Origin of the sequence: Streptomyces misionensis (genome assembly GCF_900104815.1) — a bacterium.
In the GTDB taxonomy this organism is placed as follows: Bacteria; Actinomycetota; Actinomycetes; order Streptomycetales; family Streptomycetaceae; genus Streptomyces; species Streptomyces misionensis.
The window spans coordinates 1,702,640-1,722,268 of record NZ_FNTD01000004.1 but is presented as its reverse complement, the minus strand read 5'-3'; the positions used below and the strand labels follow the sequence as shown (position 1 = coordinate 1,722,268).

The window sequence follows — 19,629 nt, the reverse complement described above, 5'->3', positions numbered from 1 at the left end:
CCGTGGCTGCCCGCAACACGGCCCGCAAGCGCGCCTTCCAGATCCTCTTCGAGGGCGACCAGCGCGGCGCCGACGTCCTGACGGTCCTCGCCGACTGGGTCCGGCTGTCCCGGTCCGACACCCGGCAGCCGCCGGTCAGCGAGTACACGATGCAGCTGGTCGAGGGCTACGCCGAGCACGCGCGGCGCATCGACGAGCTGATCGCCCAGTACGCGGTCGGGTGGACGCTCGACCGGATGCCGGTCGTGGACCGCAACATCCTGCGGCTGGGCGCGTACGAGCTGATCTGGGTCGACGAGACACCGGACGCCGTCGTCCTGGACGAGATGGTGCAGCTGGCGAAGGAGTTCTCGACCGACGAGTCGCCCTCGTTCGTCAACGGTCTGCTGGGCCGGCTCAAGGAGCTGAAGCCTTCGCTGCGCCGGGCCTAGCCACCGGCTGCGCCCGCTCGGCCGAAGAGGCCACGACAGGGGCGTGGGCGACCGTGAGACGACGCCGCGGGTTCTCCGCGGCCTGTCGAGCGGTCGTCCGCGCCCCTGAGCCGTTCACGTGCCCGAGGGGCCGGGAGACGGCCGGAACCGTCGTGAAAAAAAGCCGCCGGGGTGGCCGGAACCATAGAGTTCCGGCCACCCCGGCGACACGTTTCTGCTGGCTGGTCTACGCCGTCACGCCTCTTCGTGCGTGGCGACCGCGCGGCGGGCGTCCGCGTCCAGCACGCCCCAGCTGATCAGCTGCTCGGTGAGGACCGAGGGGGACTGGTCGTAGATGACGGCGAGTGTGCGCAAGTCGTCCTGGCGGATGGAGAGGACCTTGCCGTTGTAGTCGCCGCGCTGGGACTGGATCGTCGCCGCGTAGCGCTGGAGGGGCCCCGCCTTCTCGGCCGGCACCGTGGCCAGCCGCTCCAGGTCGAGGACCAGCTTCGGCGGCGGCTCGGCGGCGCCGCCCGGCGTGGTGCCCGGCAGGAGCTCCTGCACCGGAACGCCATAGAAATCGGCCAGCTCGGCGAGGCGCTGCACGGTCACGGCACGGTCGCCGCGCTCGTACGAGCCCACCACCACGGCCTTCCAGCGACCCTGGGACTTCTCCTCGACACCGTGGAGGGAAAGGCCCTGCTGGGTGCGGATGGCCCGGAGCTTGGCCCCGAGCTGTTTGGCGTATTCGCTGGACATATAGCTCCCCGGACACTGTGTCGACGCGGCCGGCTGTCTTCCCGCCGCGCGTTTGGTAACTCACTGTGAGGTTACGCAGCGTGACTCTTCTGCGTCAAGCCGAATGGGCCACCCCGACGCTTCCGTGGTAGTGATGTCCGATTAGGCCAAGAGGGTGACAAGACCCCGGTCGATGACCTGGTACCGTGGATGGCGCAATTCCGACGTCCTTTAAGGTCCGTCCCGTGAGGCGGAGAAGGAGGTCCGTTTTTTATGGACACGCACGCCCATGAGCATGCGACCGATGCCCGGCCCGTCCTCGAGGGTCCGGACATCGCGCGGGTCATGACCCGCATCGCCCACGAGATCGTGGAGCGCGCCAAGGGCGCCGACGACGTGGTGCTCCTCGGCATTCCCACCCGCGGCGTCTTCCTCGCCCAGCGGCTGGCCGCCAAGCTCGCGCAGATCACCGACCGCACGATCCCGGTCGGCTCCCTCGACATCACCATGTACCGCGACGACCTGCGCATGCACCCGCCGCGTGCGCTGGCCCGCACCGAGATCCCCGGTGACGGCATCGACGGCAAGCTGGTCGTCCTCGTCGACGACGTGCTCTTCTCCGGCCGCACCATCCGCGCCGCCCTCGACGCCCTGAACGACATCGGGCGCCCGCGCGCGGTGCAGCTCGCGGTCCTGGTCGACCGCGGCCACCGGGAACTGCCGATCCGCGCCGACTACGTCGGCAAGAACCTCCCCACGTCGCTGCGGGAGACGGTCAAGGTCCAGCTCGCCGAGGAGGACGGTCGCGACACCGTGCTGCTCGGTGTGAAGCCGGCCGACCAGTAGCAAGTCGGGCGCACAAGGGTCGCTTCGGCGTACCCGCGGACGCCCCGGTTTGCCCCAATCCTCCTGAACTGCCTTACGGAGCCTGACAGATGCAGCGTCATCTCATCTCGGCCGCCGACCTCACCCGCGACGACGCCGTCCTGATCCTCGACACCGCCGAGGAGATGGCCCGGGTCGCCGACCGGCCGATCAAGAAGCTGCCGACCCTGCGCGGCCGCACCGTCGTCAACCTCTTCTTCGAGGACTCCACGCGCACCCGGATCTCCTTCGAGGCCGCCGAGAAGCGCCTGTCCGCGGACGTCATCAACTTCTCCGCCAAGGGGTCGAGCGTGTCCAAGGGCGAGTCCCTGAAGGACACCGCCCAGACCCTGGAGGCGATGGGCGTCGACGCCGTCGTCATCCGGCACGGCGCCTCCGGCGCGCCCTACCGCCTCGCCACCTCCGGCTGGATCGACGCCGCCGTGATCAACGCGGGCGACGGCACCCACCAGCACCCCACCCAGGCCCTGCTGGACGCCTTCACCATGCGCCGCCGCCTGGTCGGCCGGGACACCGGGCTCGGCCAGGACCTGGCCGGCAAGCGCGTCACCCTCGTCGGCGACGTCCTGCACAGCCGGGTCGCCCGCTCCAACGTCGACCTGCTGCACACCCTCGGCGCCGAGGTAACCCTGGTCGCCCCGCCCACCCTGCTCCCGGTCGGCGTCGAGTCCTGGCCCTGCGCGGTCTCCTACGACCTCGACAGCACGCTGCCCAAGAGCGACGCGGTGATGATGCTCCGGGTCCAGCGCGAGCGGATGAACGCCGCGTTCTTCCCCACCGAGCGCGAGTACTCCCGGCGCTACGGCCTCGACGGCGACCGCATGGCCAAGCTGCCCGAGCACGCCATCGTGATGCACCCCGGCCCGATGGTGCGCGGCATGGAGATCACCGCCGAGGTCGCCGACTCCGACCGCTGCACCGCCGTGGAGCAGGTCGCCAACGGCGTCTCCATCCGGATGGCCGTCCTGTACCTGCTGCTCGGCGGCAACGAGCCCGCCGCCGCCAACCGCACTGAGGAGAAGTAAGAACATGAGCAAGACCCTGATCCGCGGTGCGAAGGTGCTCGGCGGCGAGCCGCAGGACGTGCTGATCGACGGCGAGACCATCGCGGAGACCGGCACCGGCCTCGAAGCCGAGGGCGCCGAGGTGATCGAGGCCGGCGGCAAGGTGCTGCTGCCGGGCCTGGTCGACCTGCACACCCATCTGCGCGAGCCCGGCCGCGAGGACTCCGAGACCGTGCTCACCGGCACCCGCGCGGCCGCGAGCGGCGGCTACACCGCCGTGTTCGCCATGGCCAACACCTTCCCCGTCGCCGACACCGCCGGCGTGGTCGAGCAGGTGTGGCGGCTCGGCAAGGAGCACGGCTACTGCGACGTCCGGCCCATCGGCGCCGTCACCGTCGGCCTGGAGGGCAAGAAGCTCGCCGAGCTGGGCGCCATGCACGAGTCGGCCGCCGGGGTGACCGTCTTCTCCGACGACGGCAAGTGCGTGGACGACGCGGTCATCATGCGCCGCGCCCTGGAGTACGTGAAGGCGTTCGACGGCGTCGTCGCCCAGCACGCCCAGGAGCCGCGGCTGACCGAGGGCGCCCAGATGAACGAGGGCGTCGTCTCCGCCGAACTGGGCCTCGGCGGGTGGCCGGCCGTCGCCGAGGAGTCGATCATCGCCCGCGACGTCCTGCTCGCCGAGCACGTCGGCTCCCGCGTCCACATCTGCCACCTGTCGACCGCCGGCTCCGTCGAGATCGTCCGCTGGGCCAAGTCCCGCGGCATCCAGGTCACCGCCGAGGTCACCCCGCACCACCTGCTGCTCACCGACGAACTGGTGCGCACCTACAACCCCGTCTACAAGGTCAACCCGCCGCTGCGCACCGAGCGCGACGTGCTGGCCCTGCGCGAGGCGCTCGCCGACGGCACGATCGACATCGTCGCCACCGACCACGCCCCGCACCCGCACGAGGACAAGGACTGCGAGTGGGCCGCCGCCGCCATGGGCATGGTCGGCCTGGAGACCGCGCTGTCGGTGGTCCAGGAGACCATGGTCGACACGGGCCTGCTGGACTGGGCCGGCGTCGCCGACCGGATGTCCTTCCAGCCCGCGCGCATCGGACGGGCCCTCGGGCACGGCCGTCCCGTCTCGGCCGGTGAGCCTGCCAACCTCACCCTGGTCGACACCGCATACCGTGGCCGGGTGGACCCCGCGGGCTTCGCCTCGCGCAGCCGCAACACCCCCTACCAGGGACGCGAGCTGCCGGGCCGTGTGACGCACACGTGGCTGCGGGGCAAGGCCACGCTCGTCGACGGGAAGCTCACGTGACACCTGTAAACCTCCTGGCCGAGGCCCAGAGATCCGCCTCGGTCACCGACTGGCCGGCCCGCATCGGCTGGCTCGTCGGGCTCCTGCTCTTCATCGCGCTCGTCTACTGGCTGATGCGCGAGGGCTGGAAATGGCGCGGCACCCTCCAGAGCGACATCCCGGAGCTGCCCGCCGTGCCCGAGGAGTCCGGCCCGGTGAAACTGAGCATGAGCGGCCGCTACCACGGCTCCACCACCGCCGGGCAGTGGCTGGACCGCATCGTGGCCCACGGCCTGGGCACCCGCAGCCTGGCCCGGCTCACCCTCACCGACGCGGGCCTGGAGGTCGAGCGCCCCGGCGCGAACGACTTCTTCATCCCCGCCGCGGCCCTGCGCGAGGCCCGGCTCGACAAGGGCATCGCCGGCAAGGTCCTCACCGAGGGCGGACTGCTGGTGGTGACCTGGGCGCACGGCGGCAAACTGATCGACTCCGGCTTCCGCTCCGACCACGCGGCCGAGCACCCCGAATGGGTCGACACCTTGAACCACATGATCAACGACACGGAAGGCGCACGATGACGACCTCCACCAGGGGAGCCGCGAAGACTCCCGCCGTACTCGTCCTGGAGGACGGCCGCACGTTCCGCGGCCGCGCCTACGGGGCCGTGGGGGAGACCTTCGGCGAGGCCGTGTTCTCCACCGGCATGACCGGCTACCAGGAGACGCTGACCGACCCGTCGTACGACCGCCAGATCGTCGTCGCCACCGCCCCGCAGATCGGCAACACCGGCTGGAACGACGAGGACGACGAGTCGGCCCGCATCTGGGTCTCCGGCTACGTGGTCCGCGACCCCGCGCGCGTCCCGTCCAACTGGCGCTCCCGGCGTTCCCTGGACGACGAGTTGGAGCGCCAGGGCGTGGTCGGCATCTCCGGCATCGACACCCGCGCCCTCACCCGCCACCTGCGCGAACGCGGCTCCATGCGGGCCGGCATCTTCTCCGGCGAGTCGATCGCCGCCGACGCCGAGCTGCTGGCGCGGGTGCAGGCCCAGCCCCAGATGAAGGGCGCGAGCCTCTACGAGGAGGTCGCCACCAAGGAGGCGTACGTCGTCCCCGCGGTCGGCGACAAGAAGTTCACCGTCGCCGCGATCGACCTCGGCATCAAGGGCATGACCCCGCAGCGCATGGCCGAGCGCGGCATCGAGGTGCACGTGCTGCCCGCCACCGCCACCGCCGACGAGGTCTACGCCGTCGACCCGGACGGCGTGTTCTTCTCCAACGGCCCCGGCGACCCCGCCACCGCCGACGGCCCGGTCGCCCTGATGACCGCCGTCCTGGAGCGCGGGACCCCGCTGTTCGGCATCTGCTTCGGCAACCAGATCCTCGGCCGCGCCCTCGGCTTCGGCACCTACAAGCTGAAGTACGGCCACCGGGGCATCAACCAGCCGGTCCAGGACCGCACCACCGGCAAGGTCGAGGTCACCGCGCACAACCACGGCTTCGCCGTCGACGCGCCCCTCGACAAGGTCAGCGAGACCAAGTTCGGCCGGGCCGAGGTCTCGCACGTCTGCCTGAACGACAACGTCGTGGAGGGGCTCCAGCTGCTCGACCAGCCCGCCTTCTCCGTCCAGTACCACCCCGAAGCGGCGGCCGGTCCGCACGACGCCGCCTACCTGTTCGACCGCTTCGTTTCCCTGATGGAGGGCCAGCGTGCCTAAGCGCACCGATATCCAGTCCGTCCTGGTCATCGGCTCCGGCCCGATCGTCATCGGCCAGGCCGCCGAGTTCGACTACTCCGGCACCCAGGCGTGCCGCGTGCTCAAGGCCGAGGGCCTGCGCGTCATCCTCGTCAACTCCAACCCGGCGACGATCATGACCGACCCGGAGATCGCCGACGCCACCTACGTCGAGCCGATCACCCCGGAGTTCGTCGAGAAGATCATCGCCAAGGAGCGCCCCGACGCCCTGCTGCCCACCCTGGGCGGCCAGACGGCCCTGAACACCGCCATCTCGCTGCACGAGAACGGCGTTCTGGCCAAGTACGGCGTCGAGCTGATCGGCGCCAAGCCCGAGGCCATCCACAAGGGCGAGGACCGCGACTTGTTCAAGGAGGTCGTGGAGGAGGTCCGGCGCAAGATCGGGTACGGCGAGTCCGCCCGCTCGGTGATCTGCCACTCCATGGACGACGTCATGAAGGGCGTGGAGACGCTCGGCGGCTACCCGGTCGTCGTGCGCCCCTCCTTCACCATGGGCGGCGCAGGCTCCGGCTTCGCCCACAACGAGGAGGAACTGCGCCGCATCGCCGGGCAGGGCCTCACCCTCTCGCCGACCACCGAGGTGCTCCTGGAGGAGTCCATCCTCGGCTGGAAGGAGTACGAGCTGGAGCTGATGCGCGACAAGAACGACAACGTCGTGGTCGTCTGCTCCATCGAGAACTTCGACCCCATGGGCGTGCACACCGGTGACTCCATCACCGTGGCGCCCGCGATGACGCTCACCGACCGCGAGTACCAGATCCTGCGCGACATCGGCATCGCCGTGATCCGCGAGGTCGGCGTCGACACGGGCGGCTGCAACATCCAGTTCGCGGTCGACCCCGCGGACGGCCGGGTGATCGTCATCGAGATGAACCCGCGCGTGTCGCGTTCCTCGGCGCTCGCCTCCAAGGCGACCGGCTTCCCGATCGCGAAGATCGCCGCCAAGCTGGCCGTCGGCTACACCCTGGACGAGATCCCGAACGACATCACGCAGGAGACCCCGGCCTCCTTCGAGCCCACGCTCGACTACGTGGTCGTCAAGGCGCCGCGCTTCGCCTTCGAGAAGTTCCCGCAGGCCGACTCCACGCTGACCACCACCATGAAGTCGGTCGGCGAGGCCATGGCCATCGGCCGCAACTTCCCCGAGGCCTTCCAGAAGGCGCTGCGCTCGCTGGAGAAGAAGGGCAGCCAGTTCACCTTCGTCGGCGACCCCGGCGACAAGGAGACCCTGCTGCGCGAGGCCGTACGGCCCACCGACGGCCGGATCAACACCGTCATGCAGGCCATCCGGGCCGGCGCCACCCCGGAGGAGGTCTTCGAGTACACGAAGATCGACCCCTGGTTCGTGGACCAGCTCTTCCTCATCAAGGAGATCGCGGACGAGCTGGCCGAGGCCGCCGAACTGACCGGCGACCTGCTCGGCGAGGCCAAGCGGCACGGCTTCTCCGACCAGCAGATCGCCGAGATCCGCGGCCTGCGCGAGGACGTCGTCCGCGAGGTCCGGCACGCCTTCGGCATCCGCCCGGTCTACAAGACGGTCGACACCTGCGCCGCCGAGTTCGCCGCGAAGACGCCGTACTTCTACTCCGCCTACGACGAGGAGTCGGAGGTCGCCCCGCGCGAGAAGCCGGCCGTCATCATCCTGGGCTCCGGCCCCAACCGCATCGGCCAGGGCATCGAGTTCGACTACTCCTGCGTCCACGCCTCCTTCGCGCTGTCCGACGCCGGGTACGAGACCGTGATGGTCAACTGCAACCCGGAGACCGTCTCCACCGACTACGACACCTCCGACCGGCTGTACTTCGAGCCGCTCACCCTGGAGGACGTGCTGGAGGTCGTCCACGCCGAGCAGCAGGCCGGCCCGGTGGCGGGCGTGGTCGTCCAGCTCGGCGGCCAGACCCCGCTCGGCCTCGCGCAGGCCCTGAAGGACAACGGCGTGCCGGTCGTCGGCACCTCCCCGGAGGCCATCCACGCCGCCGAGGACCGCGGCGCCTTCGGCCGGGTCCTCGCCGAGGCGGGGCTGCCGGCCCCGAAGCACGGCACCGCCACCACCTTCGAGGGCGCCAAGGCCATCGCCGACGAGATCGGCTACCCGGTCCTGGTCCGGCCGTCGTACGTGCTCGGCGGGCGCGGCATGGAGATCGTCTACGACGAGACCCGCCTCGCCGCCTACATCGCCGAGTCCACCGAGATCAGCCCGTCCCGGCCGGTCCTGGTCGACCGTTTCCTCGACGACGCCATCGAGATCGACGTCGACGCGCTCTACGACGGCGAGGAGCTGTACCTCGGCGGCGTCATGGAGCACATCGAGGAGGCCGGCATCCACTCCGGCGACTCGGCGTGCGCGCTGCCCCCGATCACCCTCGGCGGCTTCGACATCAAGCGGCTGCGCGCCTCCACCGAGGCCATCGCCAAGGGCGTCGGCGTGCGCGGCCTGATCAACATCCAGTTCGCGATGGCCGGCGACATCCTCTACGTCCTGGAGGCCAACCCCCGCGCCTCCCGTACGGTCCCCTTCACCTCGAAGGCGACCGCGGTGCCGCTCGCCAAGGCCGCCGCCCGGATCTCGCTGGGCGCGACCATCGCCGAGCTGCGCGCCGAGGGGCTGCTGCCGAAGCGGGGCGACGGCGGCGAGATGCCGCTGGACGCGCCGATCTCCGTCAAGGAGGCCGTGATGCCGTGGTCGCGCTTCCGCGACATCCAGGGCCGCGGCGTGGACACCGTCCTCGGCCCGGAGATGCGCTCCACCGGCGAGGTCATGGGCATCGACTCCGTCTTCGGCACGGCGTACGCCAAGTCGCAGGCGGGCGCCTACGGCCCGCTGCCCACCAAGGGCCGCGCGTTCATCTCGGTCGCCAACCGCGACAAGCGCTCGATGATCTTCCCGGCCCGGGAGCTGGTCGCCCACGGCTTCGAGCTGCTGGCCACCTCCGGCACCGCCGAGGTCCTCAAGCGCAACGGCATCAACGCCACCGTGGTGCGCAAGCAGTCCGAGGGCACCGGCCCGAACGGCGAGCGGACGATCGTCCAGCTGATCCACGACGGCGAGGTCGACCTCATCGTCAACACCCCGTACGGCACCGGCGGCCGCCTCGACGGCTACGACATCCGCACGGCTGCCGTCGCCCGCTCCGTGCCGTGCCTGACGACCGTCCAGGCGCTCGCCGCGGCCGTCCAGGGCATCGACGCCCTCAACCACGGCGACGTGGGCGTCCGCTCGCTCCAGGAACACGCGGAACACCTGACCGCGGCCCGCGACTAGCAGCCCCGAGGGGGACACCGGAAACGGTGTCCCCCTCTTCATGAGGACCCCCGGTCCGCATGAGAACCCAGAGGACTCTCCCAGATGTACAACCTGTTCTTCCGTCTGGTCTTCACACGGATGGACCCCGAGAAGGCCCACCACCTCGCCTTCCGCTGGATCCGACTCGCCGCGCGCGTCCCGGTGCTGCGCACGTTCGTCGCGGCGGCCCTCGCGCCGCGCCACAAGGAGCTGCGCACCGAGGCCCTCGGCCTGCGGATGCACGGCCCCTTCGGACTCGCGGCCGGCTTCGACAAGAACGCCGTCGCGATCGACGGGATGGCGATGCTGGGCTTCGACCACGTCGAGATCGGCACGGTCACCGGCGAGCCGCAGCCCGGCAACCCCAGGAAGCGGCTGTTCCGGCTCGTGCAGGACCGCGCGCTGATCAACCGCATGGGCTTCAACAACGACGGCTCGCTGGCCGTGGCGGCCCGCCTGGCCACCCGCGAGCCGGTCTTCCGGACGGTCGTCGGCGTCAACATCGGCAAGACCAAGGTCGTCCCGGAGGCGGAGGCCGTCGCCGACTACGTGAAGTCCGCCGAGCGCCTGGCGCCGTACGCCGACTACCTGGTCGTCAACGTGTCCTCGCCGAACACCCCCGGCCTGCGCGACCTCCAGGCCGTCGACCACCTGCGCCCGCTGCTCACCGCGGTGCGCGAGGCCGCCGACCGCGCGGTCCCCGGCCGCCGCGTCCCGCTCCTGGTGAAGATCGCCCCGGACCTCGCCGACGAGGACGTCGACGCGGTCGCCGACCTGGCCGTGGAGCTGGGCCTGGACGGCATCATCGCCACCAACACCACCATCGCCCGCGAGGGCCTCGGCCTGACCTCCCCGGCCGCCCTGGTCAAGGAGACCGGCGGGCTGTCCGGCGCGCCGCTCAAGGCCCGCTCCCTGGAGGTCCTGCGCCGTCTGTACGCCCGTGTGGGCGACCGGATCACCCTGGTGGGCGTCGGCGGCATCGAGACCGCCGAGGACGCCTGGCAGCGCATCCTGGCCGGCGCCACGCTGGTCCAGGGCTACAGCGCCTTCATCTACCAGGGCCCCTTCTGGTGCCGCGCGATCCACAAGGGCCTCGCCGCCCGCCTGCGCACCAGCCCGTACGCCACCCTCGCCGACGCGGTCGGCGCCGACGTGAGGAAGTCCGCATGACCGCTCCGGAGCCCTTCGGCACCCGTCTGCGCCGCGCCATGGACGAGCGCGGCCCGCTGTGCGTCGGCATCGACCCGCACGCCTCCCTGCTCGCCGAGTGGGGCCTCGCCGACGACGTGGCCGGACTGGAGCGGTTCAGCCGCACGGTCGTGGAGGCCATGGCCGACCGGGTGGCCGTGCTGAAGCCGCAGAGCGCGTTCTTCGAGCGGTTCGGCTCGCGGGGGCTGGCCGTCCTGGAGAAGTCGGTCCAGGAGGCGCGCGCGGCCGGCGCCCTGGTGGTGATGGACGCCAAGCGCGGCGACATCGGCTCGACCATGGCCGCCTACGCCGAGGCCTTCCTGCACCCGGACGCCCCGCTGTTCTCCGACGCGCTGACCGTCTCGCCGTACCTGGGCTACGGCTCGCTGGACCCGGCCGTGGCGCTGGCCCGCGAGAGCGGCGCCGGGCTGTTCGTGCTGGCGCTGACCTCGAACCCGGAGGGCGGCGAGGTGCAGCACGCGCTGCGCGCGGACGGCCGCAGCGTCGCGGCGACCGTGCTGGCCCACCTGGCGGCCGACAACGCGGGCCAGGAGCCGCTGGGCTCCTTCGGCGCGGTGGTCGGTGCCACGCTCGGCGACCTCTCCGGGTACGACCTGGACATCAACGGCCCGCTGCTCGCGCCCGGCATCGGCGCCCAGGGCGCGACCCCGGCCGACCTCCCGGCGGTCTTCGGGACGGCGGTGCGCAACGTCGTGCCGAACGTCAGCCGGGGTGTGCTGCGTCACGGTCCCGACGTCGGGGCGCTGCGCGCGGCGGCCGGACGCTTCGCGGAGGAGATCCGGGCGGCCGTCGCCGGCGGCTGACACCCTCCGACAGGTGCTCGGGTGAGCGGACCAGCGGCGACTTGAGTGTGAAGACATCCTCAAAACGAGGGCAATATGTCTGAAATGTCCGGCCTGACGGAGGCTGACCAGGACTTTTCCGCTGTTCTCGCTGACTCTGGCGGACTTGCCCGCTAGTCTCCGAGCAGTGGGGGCACCTCCCACGCCCCTCATGGCAGTGGGGGGAGAGCGGGCAAGCGTGTTGCTCGTGGCTCCCCAGGTGTGGGGCGACTAGGTTCCTCACCGGTCCGTATCCGACAGTTCGACATCCGAGGTGACGTAGGCGTGGCTCTTCCGCCCCTTACCCCTGAACAGCGCGCAGCCGCGCTCGAAAAGGCCGCCGCGGCTCGCCGGGAGCGGGCCGAGGTCAAGAATCGACTCAAGCACTCCGGCGCCTCCCTGCACGAGGTCATCAAGCAGGGCCAGGAGAACGACGTCATCGGCAAGATGAAGGTCTCCGCGCTGCTCGAGTCCATGCCGGGCGTGGGCAAGGTCCGCGCCAAGCAGATCATGGAGCGTCTGGGCATCTCCGAGAGCCGCCGTGTGCGGGGTCTCGGTTCCAACCAGATCGCTTCCCTGGAGCGTGAGTTCGGCAGCACCGGCGCCTGAGTCCGGGCCCGCGCCGGACCAGGAGTCCCGGGCACCCCGGGATTGCTGGAATAATCGCTGCATGAGTGAACGTCCGCGGCTGACCGTGCTCTCCGGCCCCTCGGGGGTCGGCAAGAGCACGGTCGTCGCCCATATGCGCAAGGAACACCCCGAGGTCTGGCTCTCGGTGTCGGCGACCACCCGCACGCCGCGCCCCGGTGAGCAGCACGGAGTCCACTACTTCTTCGTCACCGACGACGAGATGGACAAGCTGATCGCCAACGGCGAGCTGCTGGAGTGGGCCGAGTTCGCCGGCAACCGCTACGGCACGCCCCGCGCGGCGGTGCTGGAGCGGCTGGAGAAGGGCGAGCCCGTGCTGCTGGAGATCGACCTCCAGGGCGCCCGCCAGGTCCGTGCGTCCATGTCGGAGGCCCGGCTGGTGTTCCTGGCTCCGCCCTCCTGGGAGGAGCTGGTGCGCAGGCTCACCGGCCGGGGCACCGAGCCGCCCGAGGTCATCGAACGCCGTCTCGAAGCGGCCAGGACCGAGCTGGCGGCCGAACCGGAGTTCGACGAGACCCTGGTCAACACCTCCGTCGAGGACGTGGCGCGTGAGCTGCTAGCCTTGATGGACGTTGTGTAATCGTGACGCTGATCACGATCTTTGATTCTTACCCATCCATCGGAAGGTAGAGCGTGTCCTCTTCCATCACCGCGCCCGAGGGCATCATCAACCCGCCGATCGACGAGCTTCTTGAGGCCACCGACTCGAAGTACAGCCTCGTGATCTACGCGGCCAAGCGTGCCCGCCAGATCAACGCGTACTACTCGCAGCTCGGCGAGGGTCTCCTTGAGTACGTCGGTCCGCTCGTCGACACCCACGTCCACGAGAAGCCGCTCTCGATCGCCCTGCGCGAGATCAACGCCGGTCTGCTGACCTCCGAGGCCATCGAGGGCCCCGCGCAGTAGTACGTTCAGACCGCGGATGCTTTGTCCACAGGCCCGGCAGTCATGCTGCCGGGCCTGTGGTGTGTCATGGGTGTTGCAGGTTTTCCGGACCGAGGAGACATGGTGGACAAGCCGAGGGTGGTACTGGGCGTCAGCGGTGGCATCGCCGCCTACAAGGCCTGTGAGCTGCTGAGGAGGTTCACGGAGTCGGGCCACGACGTGCGCGTCGTACCCACCGCCTCCGCGCTGCGCTTCGTCGGCGCCGCCACCTTCTCCGCCCTGTCCGGCAACCCGGTCGCCACCGAGGTCTGGGACGACGTGCACCAGGTCCCGCACGTGCGCATCGGCCAGCACGCCGACCTGGTCGTGGTCGCCCCCGCCACCGCCGACATGCTCGCCAAGGCCGCCCACGGCCTGGCCGACGACCTGCTGACCAACACCCTGCTGACGGCCCGCTGCCCCGTCGTCTTCGCGCCCGCGATGCACACCGAGATGTGGGAGCACCCCGCCACCCAGGAGAACGTGGCCACGCTGCGCCGCCGCGGCGCCGTCGTCATCGAGCCCGCCGTCGGCCGCCTCACCGGCGTCGACACCGGCAAGGGCCGGCTGCCCGACCCGGGGGAGATCTTCGAGGTCTGCCGCCGGGTGCTCGCCCGCGGCGTCCAGGAGCCCGACCTGCGCGGCCGCCATCTGGTGGTCTCCGCGGGCGGCACCCGCGAGCCGCTGGACCCGGTGCGCTTCCTCGGCAACCGCTCCTCCGGCAAGCAGGGCTACGCCCTCGCCCGCACCGCCGCCGCCCGCGGCGCCCGGGTGACCCTGGTCGCGGCCAACACCGGCCTGCCCGACCCGGCGGGCGTGGACGTCGTCCGGGTCGGCACCGCCGTCCAGCTGCGCGAGGCCGTGCTCAAGGCGGCGGCCGACGCGGACGCCGTCGTCATGGCCGCGGCCGTCGCCGACTTCCGCCCCGCGGCCTACGCCACCGGCAAGATCAAGAAAAAGGACGACAAGGAGCCGGACCCCGTCGTCCTGGTCCGCAACCCCGACGTCCTCGCCGAGGTCTCCGCCGAACGGGCCAGGGCCGGACAGGTGATCGTGGGCTTCGCCGCCGAGACCGACGACGTCCTCGCCAACGGCCGCGCCAAGCTCGCCCGCAAGGGCTGTGACCTGCTGGTCGTCAACGAGGTGGGGGAGCGCAAGACCTTCGGCTCCGAGGAGAACGAGGCCGTCGTCCTGGGCGCCGACGGCAGCGAGACGCCCGTGCCGTACGGCCCCAAGGAGGCCCTCGCCGACACCGTCTGGGACCTGGTCGTGGCCCGCCTGGACTGACGGCGGCGCGGCCGGCCGGGCGAATCCACCGGCGAATTCAGGTCATGCTCAAGTCGGGGACGGTTACCCTGGCCAAGGTCGCCGGGCATTGTGCAGAATGCCCGTGCCGCAGGTCACAGCGCTCCCGAGAGGCGAGACGGTGGCCCATAGGCCGAGCGCGACCGATAAACTGTTCAAGGTCGGAGCCGGGCGCAGCCCCGCGTCGACTGCAAATGATCAGCCAGCAGCCGCTGCAACCACAGGGAGCGTTGTGTCCCGTCGCCTGTTCACCTCGGAGTCCGTGACCGAGGGTCACCCCGACAAGATCGCTGACCAGATCAGCGACACCATTCTCGACGCGCTTCTGCGCGAGGACCCGTCCTCCCGGGTCGCCGTCGAGACGCTCATCACCACCGGCCTGGTGCACGTGGCCGGCGAGGTGACCACCAAGGCCTACGCGGACATCGCGACCCTGGTGCGCGGCAAGATCCTGGAGATCGGCTACGACTCCTCGAAGAAGGGCTTCGACGGCGCCTCCTGCGGCGTGTCGGTGTCCATCGGCGCGCAGTCCCCGGACATCGCGCAGGGCGTCGACACCGCGTACGAGTCGCGCGTCGAGGGTGACGAGGACGAGCTGGACAAGCAGGGCGCGGGCGACCAGGGCCTGATGTTCGGCTACGCCTCCGACGAGACGCCGACCCTGATGCCGCTGCCCGTCTTCCTGGCGCACCGCCTGTCCAAGCGCCTGTCGGACGTGCGCAAGAACGGCACCATCCCCTACCTGCGCCCCGACGGCAAGACGCAGGTCACCATCGAGTACGACGGCGACAAGGCCGTCCGTCTCGACACCGTGGTCGTCTCCTCGCAGCACGCCTCCGACATCGACCTGGAGTCGCTGCTGGCCCCCGACATCCGCGAGTTCGTCGTGGAGCCGGAGCTGAAGGCGCTCCTGGAGGACGGCATCAAGCTGGACACCGAGAACTACCGCCTCCTGGTCAACCCCACCGGCCGCTTCGAGATCGGCGGGCCGATGGGCGACGCCGGCCTGACCGGCCGCAAGATCATCATCGACACCTACGGCGGCATGGCCCGTCACGGTGGCGGCGCCTTCTCGGGCAAGGACCCGTCCAAGGTGGACCGCTCGGCCGCCTACGCCATGCGCTGGGTCGCGAAGAACGTCGTGGCGGCGGGCCTGGCCTCCCGCTGCGAGGTCCAGGTCGCCTACGCGATCGGCAAGGCCGAGCCCGTCGGTCTGTTCGTGGAGACCTTCGGCACCAACAAGGTCGAGACCGAGAAGATCGAGAAGGCCATCGACGAGGTCTTCGACCTCCGCCCGGCCGCGATCATCCGCGACCTCGACCTGCTCCGCCCGATCTACGCCCAGACGGCGGCCTACGGCCACTTCGGCCGGGAGCTGCCCGACTTCACCTGGGAGCGCACCGACCGCGTGGACGCCCTGCGCAAGGCCGCGGGAATCTGATCCGTTCCGTGCCACGAGGCCCGGCTTCCCCACGGGGGCCGGGCCTCGGCGCGTTCCGGCTCAGCCCGCGAGCCCCAGCCGGACCCGGCGCCGCGCACGGTCGACCTCCAGCACCCGGACCCGCAGCTCCTGCCCCTCCTCGAGGGTCCGGCCGGCGAGGAGATCGGCGTGCACGAGACCTTCCGCGAACTCGTCGACGCGGACGAAGACCCCGATGGGAACGATCTTGGTCACCGGGCCGGTCAGGACGTCGCCGACGCCCACGCCCAGCGTGTCCCAGGGGTCGTCCTGGAGGGCCTTGAGGGACAGCGCGACCTGGCCCCGGCGGGTCTCCGAGGCCAGTACCTGCGCGCGGATGCGCTGCCCCGGCGTCACCACGTCCGCCGGGTCGTCGAACCGGGCCCAGGTCAGCTGCGGGACGTTGATGAAGCCGGTTCCCTCGTGGACGGGATGCGCGGGCTCCCCGTCGATCCGCGCGAAGACCCCGAAGCGGTGCACCGAGGACACCGTCCCCGTGACGACGTCCCCGCGCGCCAGGCCCAGCAGGAAGCGGTACAGCGCCTCGTCCTCGCAGGCCCGCGCGGACAGCAGGACCTCGCCGCCGCGCCTGCCGCGCATCGTCACCTCCGCCCGGATCGGCTGTCCCACCGCGACCAGCTCCGCCGGGTGCCCGATCCGGCGCCAGGTCAGCTCGCCGCCGGGGACGCGCCCCGACGGGCGCCCCGGATCGCCGTCCAGCAGCACGAGCACGTCGTCCCCGTCGAACCCGGCCACGGTGCCGGTCACCACCTCCCCGGGGGCGGCGAGACGTTCTCTCAGGCAGTCCAACGGGTCCGGCGTCGCATCGGTCATGGCGGCGAGCCTAGAGGCGACAAGCCCCGGGACGACCCCGCCGGACGGTGATCGGCCGGGGCCTTGTCGGTCGGGTTTGGTAAGAATGCAAGCGTGAGCAGCGAGAACGGGGAGCCCCGCAAGAGCGGGGGAGGCGGGCCCGAGGGGGCGCCGCCGGAGCAGCTCGCGCTCATCCGGGAGAGCGTGCGCAAGGCCAAGGCGCCCCGGGCCAAGCCGCGGACCTGGCGGGGCGCCGCGCTCGCCGAGCGGCTGCCGGTGGCGCGGGTGCTGGTCGACAAGGGTGTGCTGCACCTCGACCGGTACTTCGACTACGCGGTCCCCGCCGAGCTGGACGACGAGGCGCAGCCCGGCGTCCGGGTCCGGGTGCGGTTCGGGGCCGGACGGCACCGGGTGCGCGAGGGCCGCCGGGAGGGCGGCGGCCTCATCGACGGCTTCCTCGTCGAACGGCGGGCCGAGTCCGACTACTCCGGGCCCCTCGCCGCGCTCGCCCAGGTGGTCTCCCCCGAGCCCGTCCTCGGCGAGGAGCTGCTCGGCCTCGCCCGCGCCGTCGCCGACCGGTACGCGGGCAGCCTCGCCGACGTGCTCCAGCTGGCCGTACCGCCGCGCAACGCCCGCGCCGAGCAGCGCCCCTCGCCCGACCCCCTGCCACCCCCCGGGGCCCCGGACACCGGCTCCTGGGCGCGGTACGAGCACGGGAGCGCCTTCCTCCAGGCCCTGGCCGCCGGCGGCGCCCCCCGCGCGGTGTGGCACGCGCTGCCCGGGCCCCTGTGGAGCGAGGAGCTGGCCCGGGCCGTCGCCGCCACGCTCGCCTCGGGCCGCGGCGCCCTCGTCGTCGTACCCGACGGCCGTGCCGCCGCCCGCGTCGACGCCGCGCTGACCACACTGCTCGGGCCGGGAAGGCACGCCCTGCTCACCGCCGACGCCGGGCCCGAGAAGCGGTACGCGCAGTGGCTCGCGGTACGGCGCGGGTCCGTACGGGCCGTCGTCGGAACCCGGGCGGCCATGTTCGCGCCCGTGCGCGACCTCGGGCTCGTCGCGATCTGGGACGACGGCGACGACAGCCACAGCGAGCCGCACGCCCCGCAGCCGCACGCCCGCGACGTCCTGCTGCTGCGCGCCACCCTCGACAAGTGCGCCTTCCTGCTCGGCGGCTTCTCCACCACGGTGGAGGCGGCCCAGCTGGTCGAGAGCGGCTGGGCGCGGCCCCTGGTCGCCGGGCGGGAGCAGGTACGGCGGTCCGCGCCGCTGGTGCGCACCGTCGGGGACGAGGACCTCGCCCGCGACGAGGCCGCCCGCGCCGCCCGGCTGCCCACCCTCGCCTGGCAGGCCGCCCGGGAGGGGCTGCGGCACGGGCCCGTTCTGGTCCAGGTGCCCCGCCGCGGGTACGCGCCGCGGATGGCCTGTGCCCAGTGCCGGGCCCCGGCCCGCTGCCGGTACTGCTCCGGACCGCTCCAGGGCCAGGACGCGGGCGTGCTGCGCTGCGGCTGGTGCGGCCGGGAGGAGGGCGCCTGGCACTGTCCCGAGTGCGGCGGCTTCCGGCTGCGCGCCCAGGTGGTGGGCGCCCGGCGCACCGCCGAGGAACTGGGCCGGGCCTTTCCCGCCGTGCCGGTGCGCACCTCGGGGCGGGAACACGTGCTGGACACCGTGCCGGGCACGCCCGCGCTGGTGGTGAGCACTCCGGGCGCCGAGCCGGTGGCCGAGGGCGGTTACGCGGCGGCGCTGCTGCTCGACGGCTGGGCCATGCTCGTACGACCCGATCTGCGGGCCGGCGAGGACGCGCTGCGCCGGTGGATCGCGGCGGGGGCGCTGGTCCGGCCGCAGGGCGAGGGCGGCACCGTGGTCGTGGTGGCGGAGCCGACCTTGCGGCCCGTGCAGGCGCTGGTGCGCTGGGACCCTGTGGGGCACGCGCTGCGGGAGCTGGCCGAGCGGGCCGAACTCGGTTTCCCGCCGGTGTCCCGGATGGCGGCCGTGTCCGGCCCGCCCGAGGCGGTCGCGGAGTTCCTGGCGGCGGTCGAACTGCCGCCCGACGCCGAGGTGTTGGGGCCGGTTCCGGTGCCGCCCACGCCGCCCGGCGGTGCGCGCAGGCCCGGCGCGGTGCCTCCCGGCGAACACTGGGAGCGGGCTCTGGTGCGCGTGCCCCCGGGCAGTGGCGCGGCGCTGGCCTCCGCCCTGAAGACCGCGCAGGCGGCGCGGATGGCCCGGGGGAGCGGGGAGACGGCGCGGGTGCGGGTGCGGATCGATCCGCCGGACATCGGGTGAGGGGCGCGGGCGCGCGGGCCGCTGCCCGCCGTGGGCCCTCCGCCCTCCGGGGCGTCCCTCCGGCCCTCCCAAAGGACCCGTGAGTCTCCTGGGAGGGCGACGCCGGGCGGGTCAGCCGTTGCGCGGACCGGGGAAGGCCGTCGGGCGGGCGTCCTCACGCAGGGTCGGGCTGCCCGCCGTCGGCTGGGTGGGCATGGAACGGGCGGCCGGCACCGTCGGCACCGTGGGCAGGCCGGCGTTCACGTTGAGCGTGCGGGTGCCGGACGGCTCCGGCGTCCGCTCGGTCTCGGTGGCCGTCTGCGCGGCGGCGCGGCGGGCGCCGTAACGGCGGTGCACCGCCTGCTTGGTGACGCCGAGCGCCGAGCCCACCGCGTCCCAGGAGAAGCCGAGCGAGCGGTCGAAGTCCACGGCGGCCGTGACCAGCGTCTCGACGCTGTCCCGCAGTTCCTGGGCGAGACGGACCGTGGGGGCGGGGGCGCGTCCGTAGACGACGAAGCCCGTGGACGGGCCGGTGCGGCGCGGGCGGTAGACGTTGCCCAACTGGGCGGTGAGCGTGCGCAGCGCGTCCACCTGCCGGCGGACCCGCTCGATGTCCCGCACCAGCAGGTGCAGGCTGGCCCGGGCCTGGGCGTCGTGGGTTGCGTGGTCGGCCATGAACAAGCCTCTCGAACCGGCGTTGAAAGGAATCGGGCGGCGAAGCGGCCCTATGTGGTCAACTCTTTCTTGACCAACGCCTGTGTGCTCCGCTGGTCACGGGGTGGGGGCGTGCAGGCATATGCGTACGCCGTTCGTCCGCCCGCGCG

At 72.0% G+C, this 19,629-nt stretch carries 18 protein-coding genes; 15 read left to right on the top strand and 3 right to left on the bottom strand.

What is annotated here, in order from left to right; translation table 11 throughout:
* Window positions 1–2 precede the first annotated feature (2 nt).
* Window positions 3–431, top strand: coding sequence for a transcription antitermination factor NusB (gene nusB, locus BLW85_RS09305; protein WP_046423695.1), 429 nt, complete (start codon window positions 3–5; stop codon window positions 429–431).
* Window positions 432–665: 234 nt separating this feature from the next.
* Here the strand turns inward: nusB and bldD are convergent, their stop codons facing one another.
* Complete coding sequence (gene bldD / locus BLW85_RS09300; protein ID WP_014671524.1) at window positions 666–1,169, bottom strand: transcriptional regulator BldD; 504 nt, start codon at window positions 1,167–1,169, stop codon at window positions 666–668.
* A gap of 252 nt (window positions 1,170–1,421) precedes the next feature.
* Here bldD and pyrR point away from each other — a divergent pair, with 252 nt between their 5' ends.
* From pyrR to metK, 13 genes are all read left to right on the top strand, one after another.
* A complete protein-coding gene (gene pyrR, locus BLW85_RS09295; RefSeq protein ID WP_070030056.1) occupies window positions 1,422–1,994 on the top strand; it encodes a bifunctional pyr operon transcriptional regulator/uracil phosphoribosyltransferase PyrR in 573 nt (190 codons plus the stop codon).
* An 89-nt stretch (window positions 1,995–2,083) separates the two neighbouring features.
* A complete protein-coding gene (locus BLW85_RS09290) occupies window positions 2,084–3,058 on the top strand; it encodes an aspartate carbamoyltransferase catalytic subunit (protein ID WP_070030055.1) in 975 nt (324 codons plus the stop codon).
* A gap of 4 nt (window positions 3,059–3,062) precedes the next feature.
* On the top strand, window positions 3,063–4,349 hold the full coding sequence (locus tag BLW85_RS09285; RefSeq protein WP_070030054.1) for a dihydroorotase: 1,287 nt from the start codon (window positions 3,063–3,065) through the stop codon (window positions 4,347–4,349).
* Window positions 4,346–4,906 carry a PH-like domain-containing protein gene (locus BLW85_RS09280; RefSeq protein WP_074991811.1) on the top strand — a complete coding sequence of 187 codons (561 nt, stop codon included), beginning with the start codon at window positions 4,346–4,348 and terminating at the stop codon, window positions 4,904–4,906. Before BLW85_RS09285 ends, BLW85_RS09280 begins: the two co-directional genes overlap by 4 nt.
* Complete coding sequence (gene carA, locus BLW85_RS09275) at window positions 4,903–6,045, top strand: glutamine-hydrolyzing carbamoyl-phosphate synthase small subunit (protein ID WP_070030052.1); 1,143 nt, start codon at window positions 4,903–4,905, stop codon at window positions 6,043–6,045. The genes BLW85_RS09280 and carA overlap by 4 nt, the downstream gene beginning before the upstream one ends.
* Window positions 6,038–9,346, top strand: a complete 3,309-nt coding sequence (carB, locus tag BLW85_RS09270) for a carbamoyl-phosphate synthase large subunit (RefSeq protein WP_074991810.1) — start codon at window positions 6,038–6,040, stop codon at window positions 9,344–9,346. The genes carA and carB overlap by 8 nt, the downstream gene beginning before the upstream one ends.
* An 84-nt stretch (window positions 9,347–9,430) precedes the next feature.
* On the top strand, window positions 9,431–10,537 hold the full coding sequence (locus tag BLW85_RS09265) for a quinone-dependent dihydroorotate dehydrogenase (protein ID WP_074991809.1): 1,107 nt from the start codon (window positions 9,431–9,433) through the stop codon (window positions 10,535–10,537).
* On the top strand, window positions 10,534–11,379 hold the full coding sequence (pyrF, locus tag BLW85_RS09260; protein ID WP_074991808.1) for an orotidine-5'-phosphate decarboxylase: 846 nt from the start codon (window positions 10,534–10,536) through the stop codon (window positions 11,377–11,379). Before BLW85_RS09265 ends, pyrF begins: the two co-directional genes overlap by 4 nt.
* A gap of 303 nt (window positions 11,380–11,682) precedes the next feature.
* Complete coding sequence (locus BLW85_RS09255; protein WP_037651003.1) at window positions 11,683–12,006, top strand: integration host factor; 324 nt, start codon at window positions 11,683–11,685, stop codon at window positions 12,004–12,006.
* A 61-nt stretch (window positions 12,007–12,067) separates the two neighbouring features.
* Window positions 12,068–12,625 carry a guanylate kinase gene (gene gmk / locus BLW85_RS09250; protein WP_070030048.1) on the top strand — a complete coding sequence of 186 codons (558 nt, stop codon included), beginning with the start codon at window positions 12,068–12,070 and terminating at the stop codon, window positions 12,623–12,625.
* A gap of 53 nt (window positions 12,626–12,678) precedes the next feature.
* Window positions 12,679–12,951, top strand: a complete 273-nt coding sequence (gene rpoZ, locus BLW85_RS09245) for a DNA-directed RNA polymerase subunit omega (protein ID WP_005319902.1) — start codon at window positions 12,679–12,681, stop codon at window positions 12,949–12,951.
* A 102-nt stretch (window positions 12,952–13,053) separates the two neighbouring features.
* The gene (gene coaBC / locus BLW85_RS09240) at window positions 13,054–14,256 is read left to right on the top strand and encodes a bifunctional phosphopantothenoylcysteine decarboxylase/phosphopantothenate--cysteine ligase CoaBC (protein ID WP_074996029.1); all 1,203 of its coding nucleotides are present in this window, start codon (window positions 13,054–13,056) and stop codon (window positions 14,254–14,256) included.
* Window positions 14,257–14,506: 250 nt separating this feature from the next.
* Complete coding sequence (metK, locus tag BLW85_RS09235) at window positions 14,507–15,715, top strand: methionine adenosyltransferase (protein ID WP_070030047.1); 1,209 nt, start codon at window positions 14,507–14,509, stop codon at window positions 15,713–15,715.
* Between the two features lie 60 nt (window positions 15,716–15,775).
* Here metK and BLW85_RS09230 read toward each other — a convergent pair whose 3' ends face one another.
* A complete protein-coding gene (locus BLW85_RS09230; RefSeq protein WP_244174848.1) occupies window positions 15,776–16,567 on the bottom strand; it encodes a S1 RNA-binding domain-containing protein in 792 nt (263 codons plus the stop codon).
* 93 nt (window positions 16,568–16,660) lie between these two features.
* Here BLW85_RS09230 and BLW85_RS09225 point away from each other — a divergent pair, with 93 nt between their 5' ends.
* Window positions 16,661–18,826 (top strand): primosomal protein N', encoded by a 2,166-nt coding sequence (locus tag BLW85_RS09225; protein ID WP_074991806.1) that lies wholly within the window; start codon window positions 16,661–16,663, stop codon window positions 18,824–18,826.
* Between the two features lie 111 nt (window positions 18,827–18,937).
* On the opposite strand, the gene BLW85_RS09220 is transcribed toward BLW85_RS09225, so the two are convergent.
* Complete coding sequence (locus tag BLW85_RS09220; RefSeq protein ID WP_070030044.1) at window positions 18,938–19,480, bottom strand: hypothetical protein; 543 nt, start codon at window positions 19,478–19,480, stop codon at window positions 18,938–18,940.
* Window positions 19,481–19,629: the final 149 nt, after the last annotated feature.

What these genes read in the sequence shown, in the direction of transcription:
- bldD (WP_014671524.1), bottom strand. Translation starts at nt 1,169, where the DNA reads ATGTCCAGCGAATACGCCAAACAGCTCGGGGCCAAGCTCCGGGCCATC.
- pyrR (WP_070030056.1), top strand. Translation starts at nt 1,422, where the DNA reads ATGGACACGCACGCCCATGAGCATGCGACCGATGCCCGGCCCGTCCTC.
- BLW85_RS09290 (WP_070030055.1), top strand. Translation starts at nt 2,084, where the DNA reads ATGCAGCGTCATCTCATCTCGGCCGCCGACCTCACCCGCGACGACGCC.
- BLW85_RS09285 (WP_070030054.1), top strand. Translation starts at nt 3,063, where the DNA reads ATGAGCAAGACCCTGATCCGCGGTGCGAAGGTGCTCGGCGGCGAGCCG.
- carA (WP_070030052.1), top strand. Translation starts at nt 4,903, where the DNA reads ATGACGACCTCCACCAGGGGAGCCGCGAAGACTCCCGCCGTACTCGTC.
- BLW85_RS09265 (WP_074991809.1), top strand. Translation starts at nt 9,431, where the DNA reads ATGTACAACCTGTTCTTCCGTCTGGTCTTCACACGGATGGACCCCGAG.
- pyrF (WP_074991808.1), top strand. Translation starts at nt 10,534, where the DNA reads ATGACCGCTCCGGAGCCCTTCGGCACCCGTCTGCGCCGCGCCATGGAC.
- gmk (WP_070030048.1), top strand. Translation starts at nt 12,068, where the DNA reads ATGAGTGAACGTCCGCGGCTGACCGTGCTCTCCGGCCCCTCGGGGGTC.
- BLW85_RS09230 (WP_244174848.1), bottom strand. Translation starts at nt 16,567, where the DNA reads ATGACCGATGCGACGCCGGACCCGTTGGACTGCCTGAGAGAACGTCTC.
- BLW85_RS09220 (WP_070030044.1), bottom strand. Translation starts at nt 19,480, where the DNA reads ATGGCCGACCACGCAACCCACGACGCCCAGGCCCGGGCCAGCCTGCAC.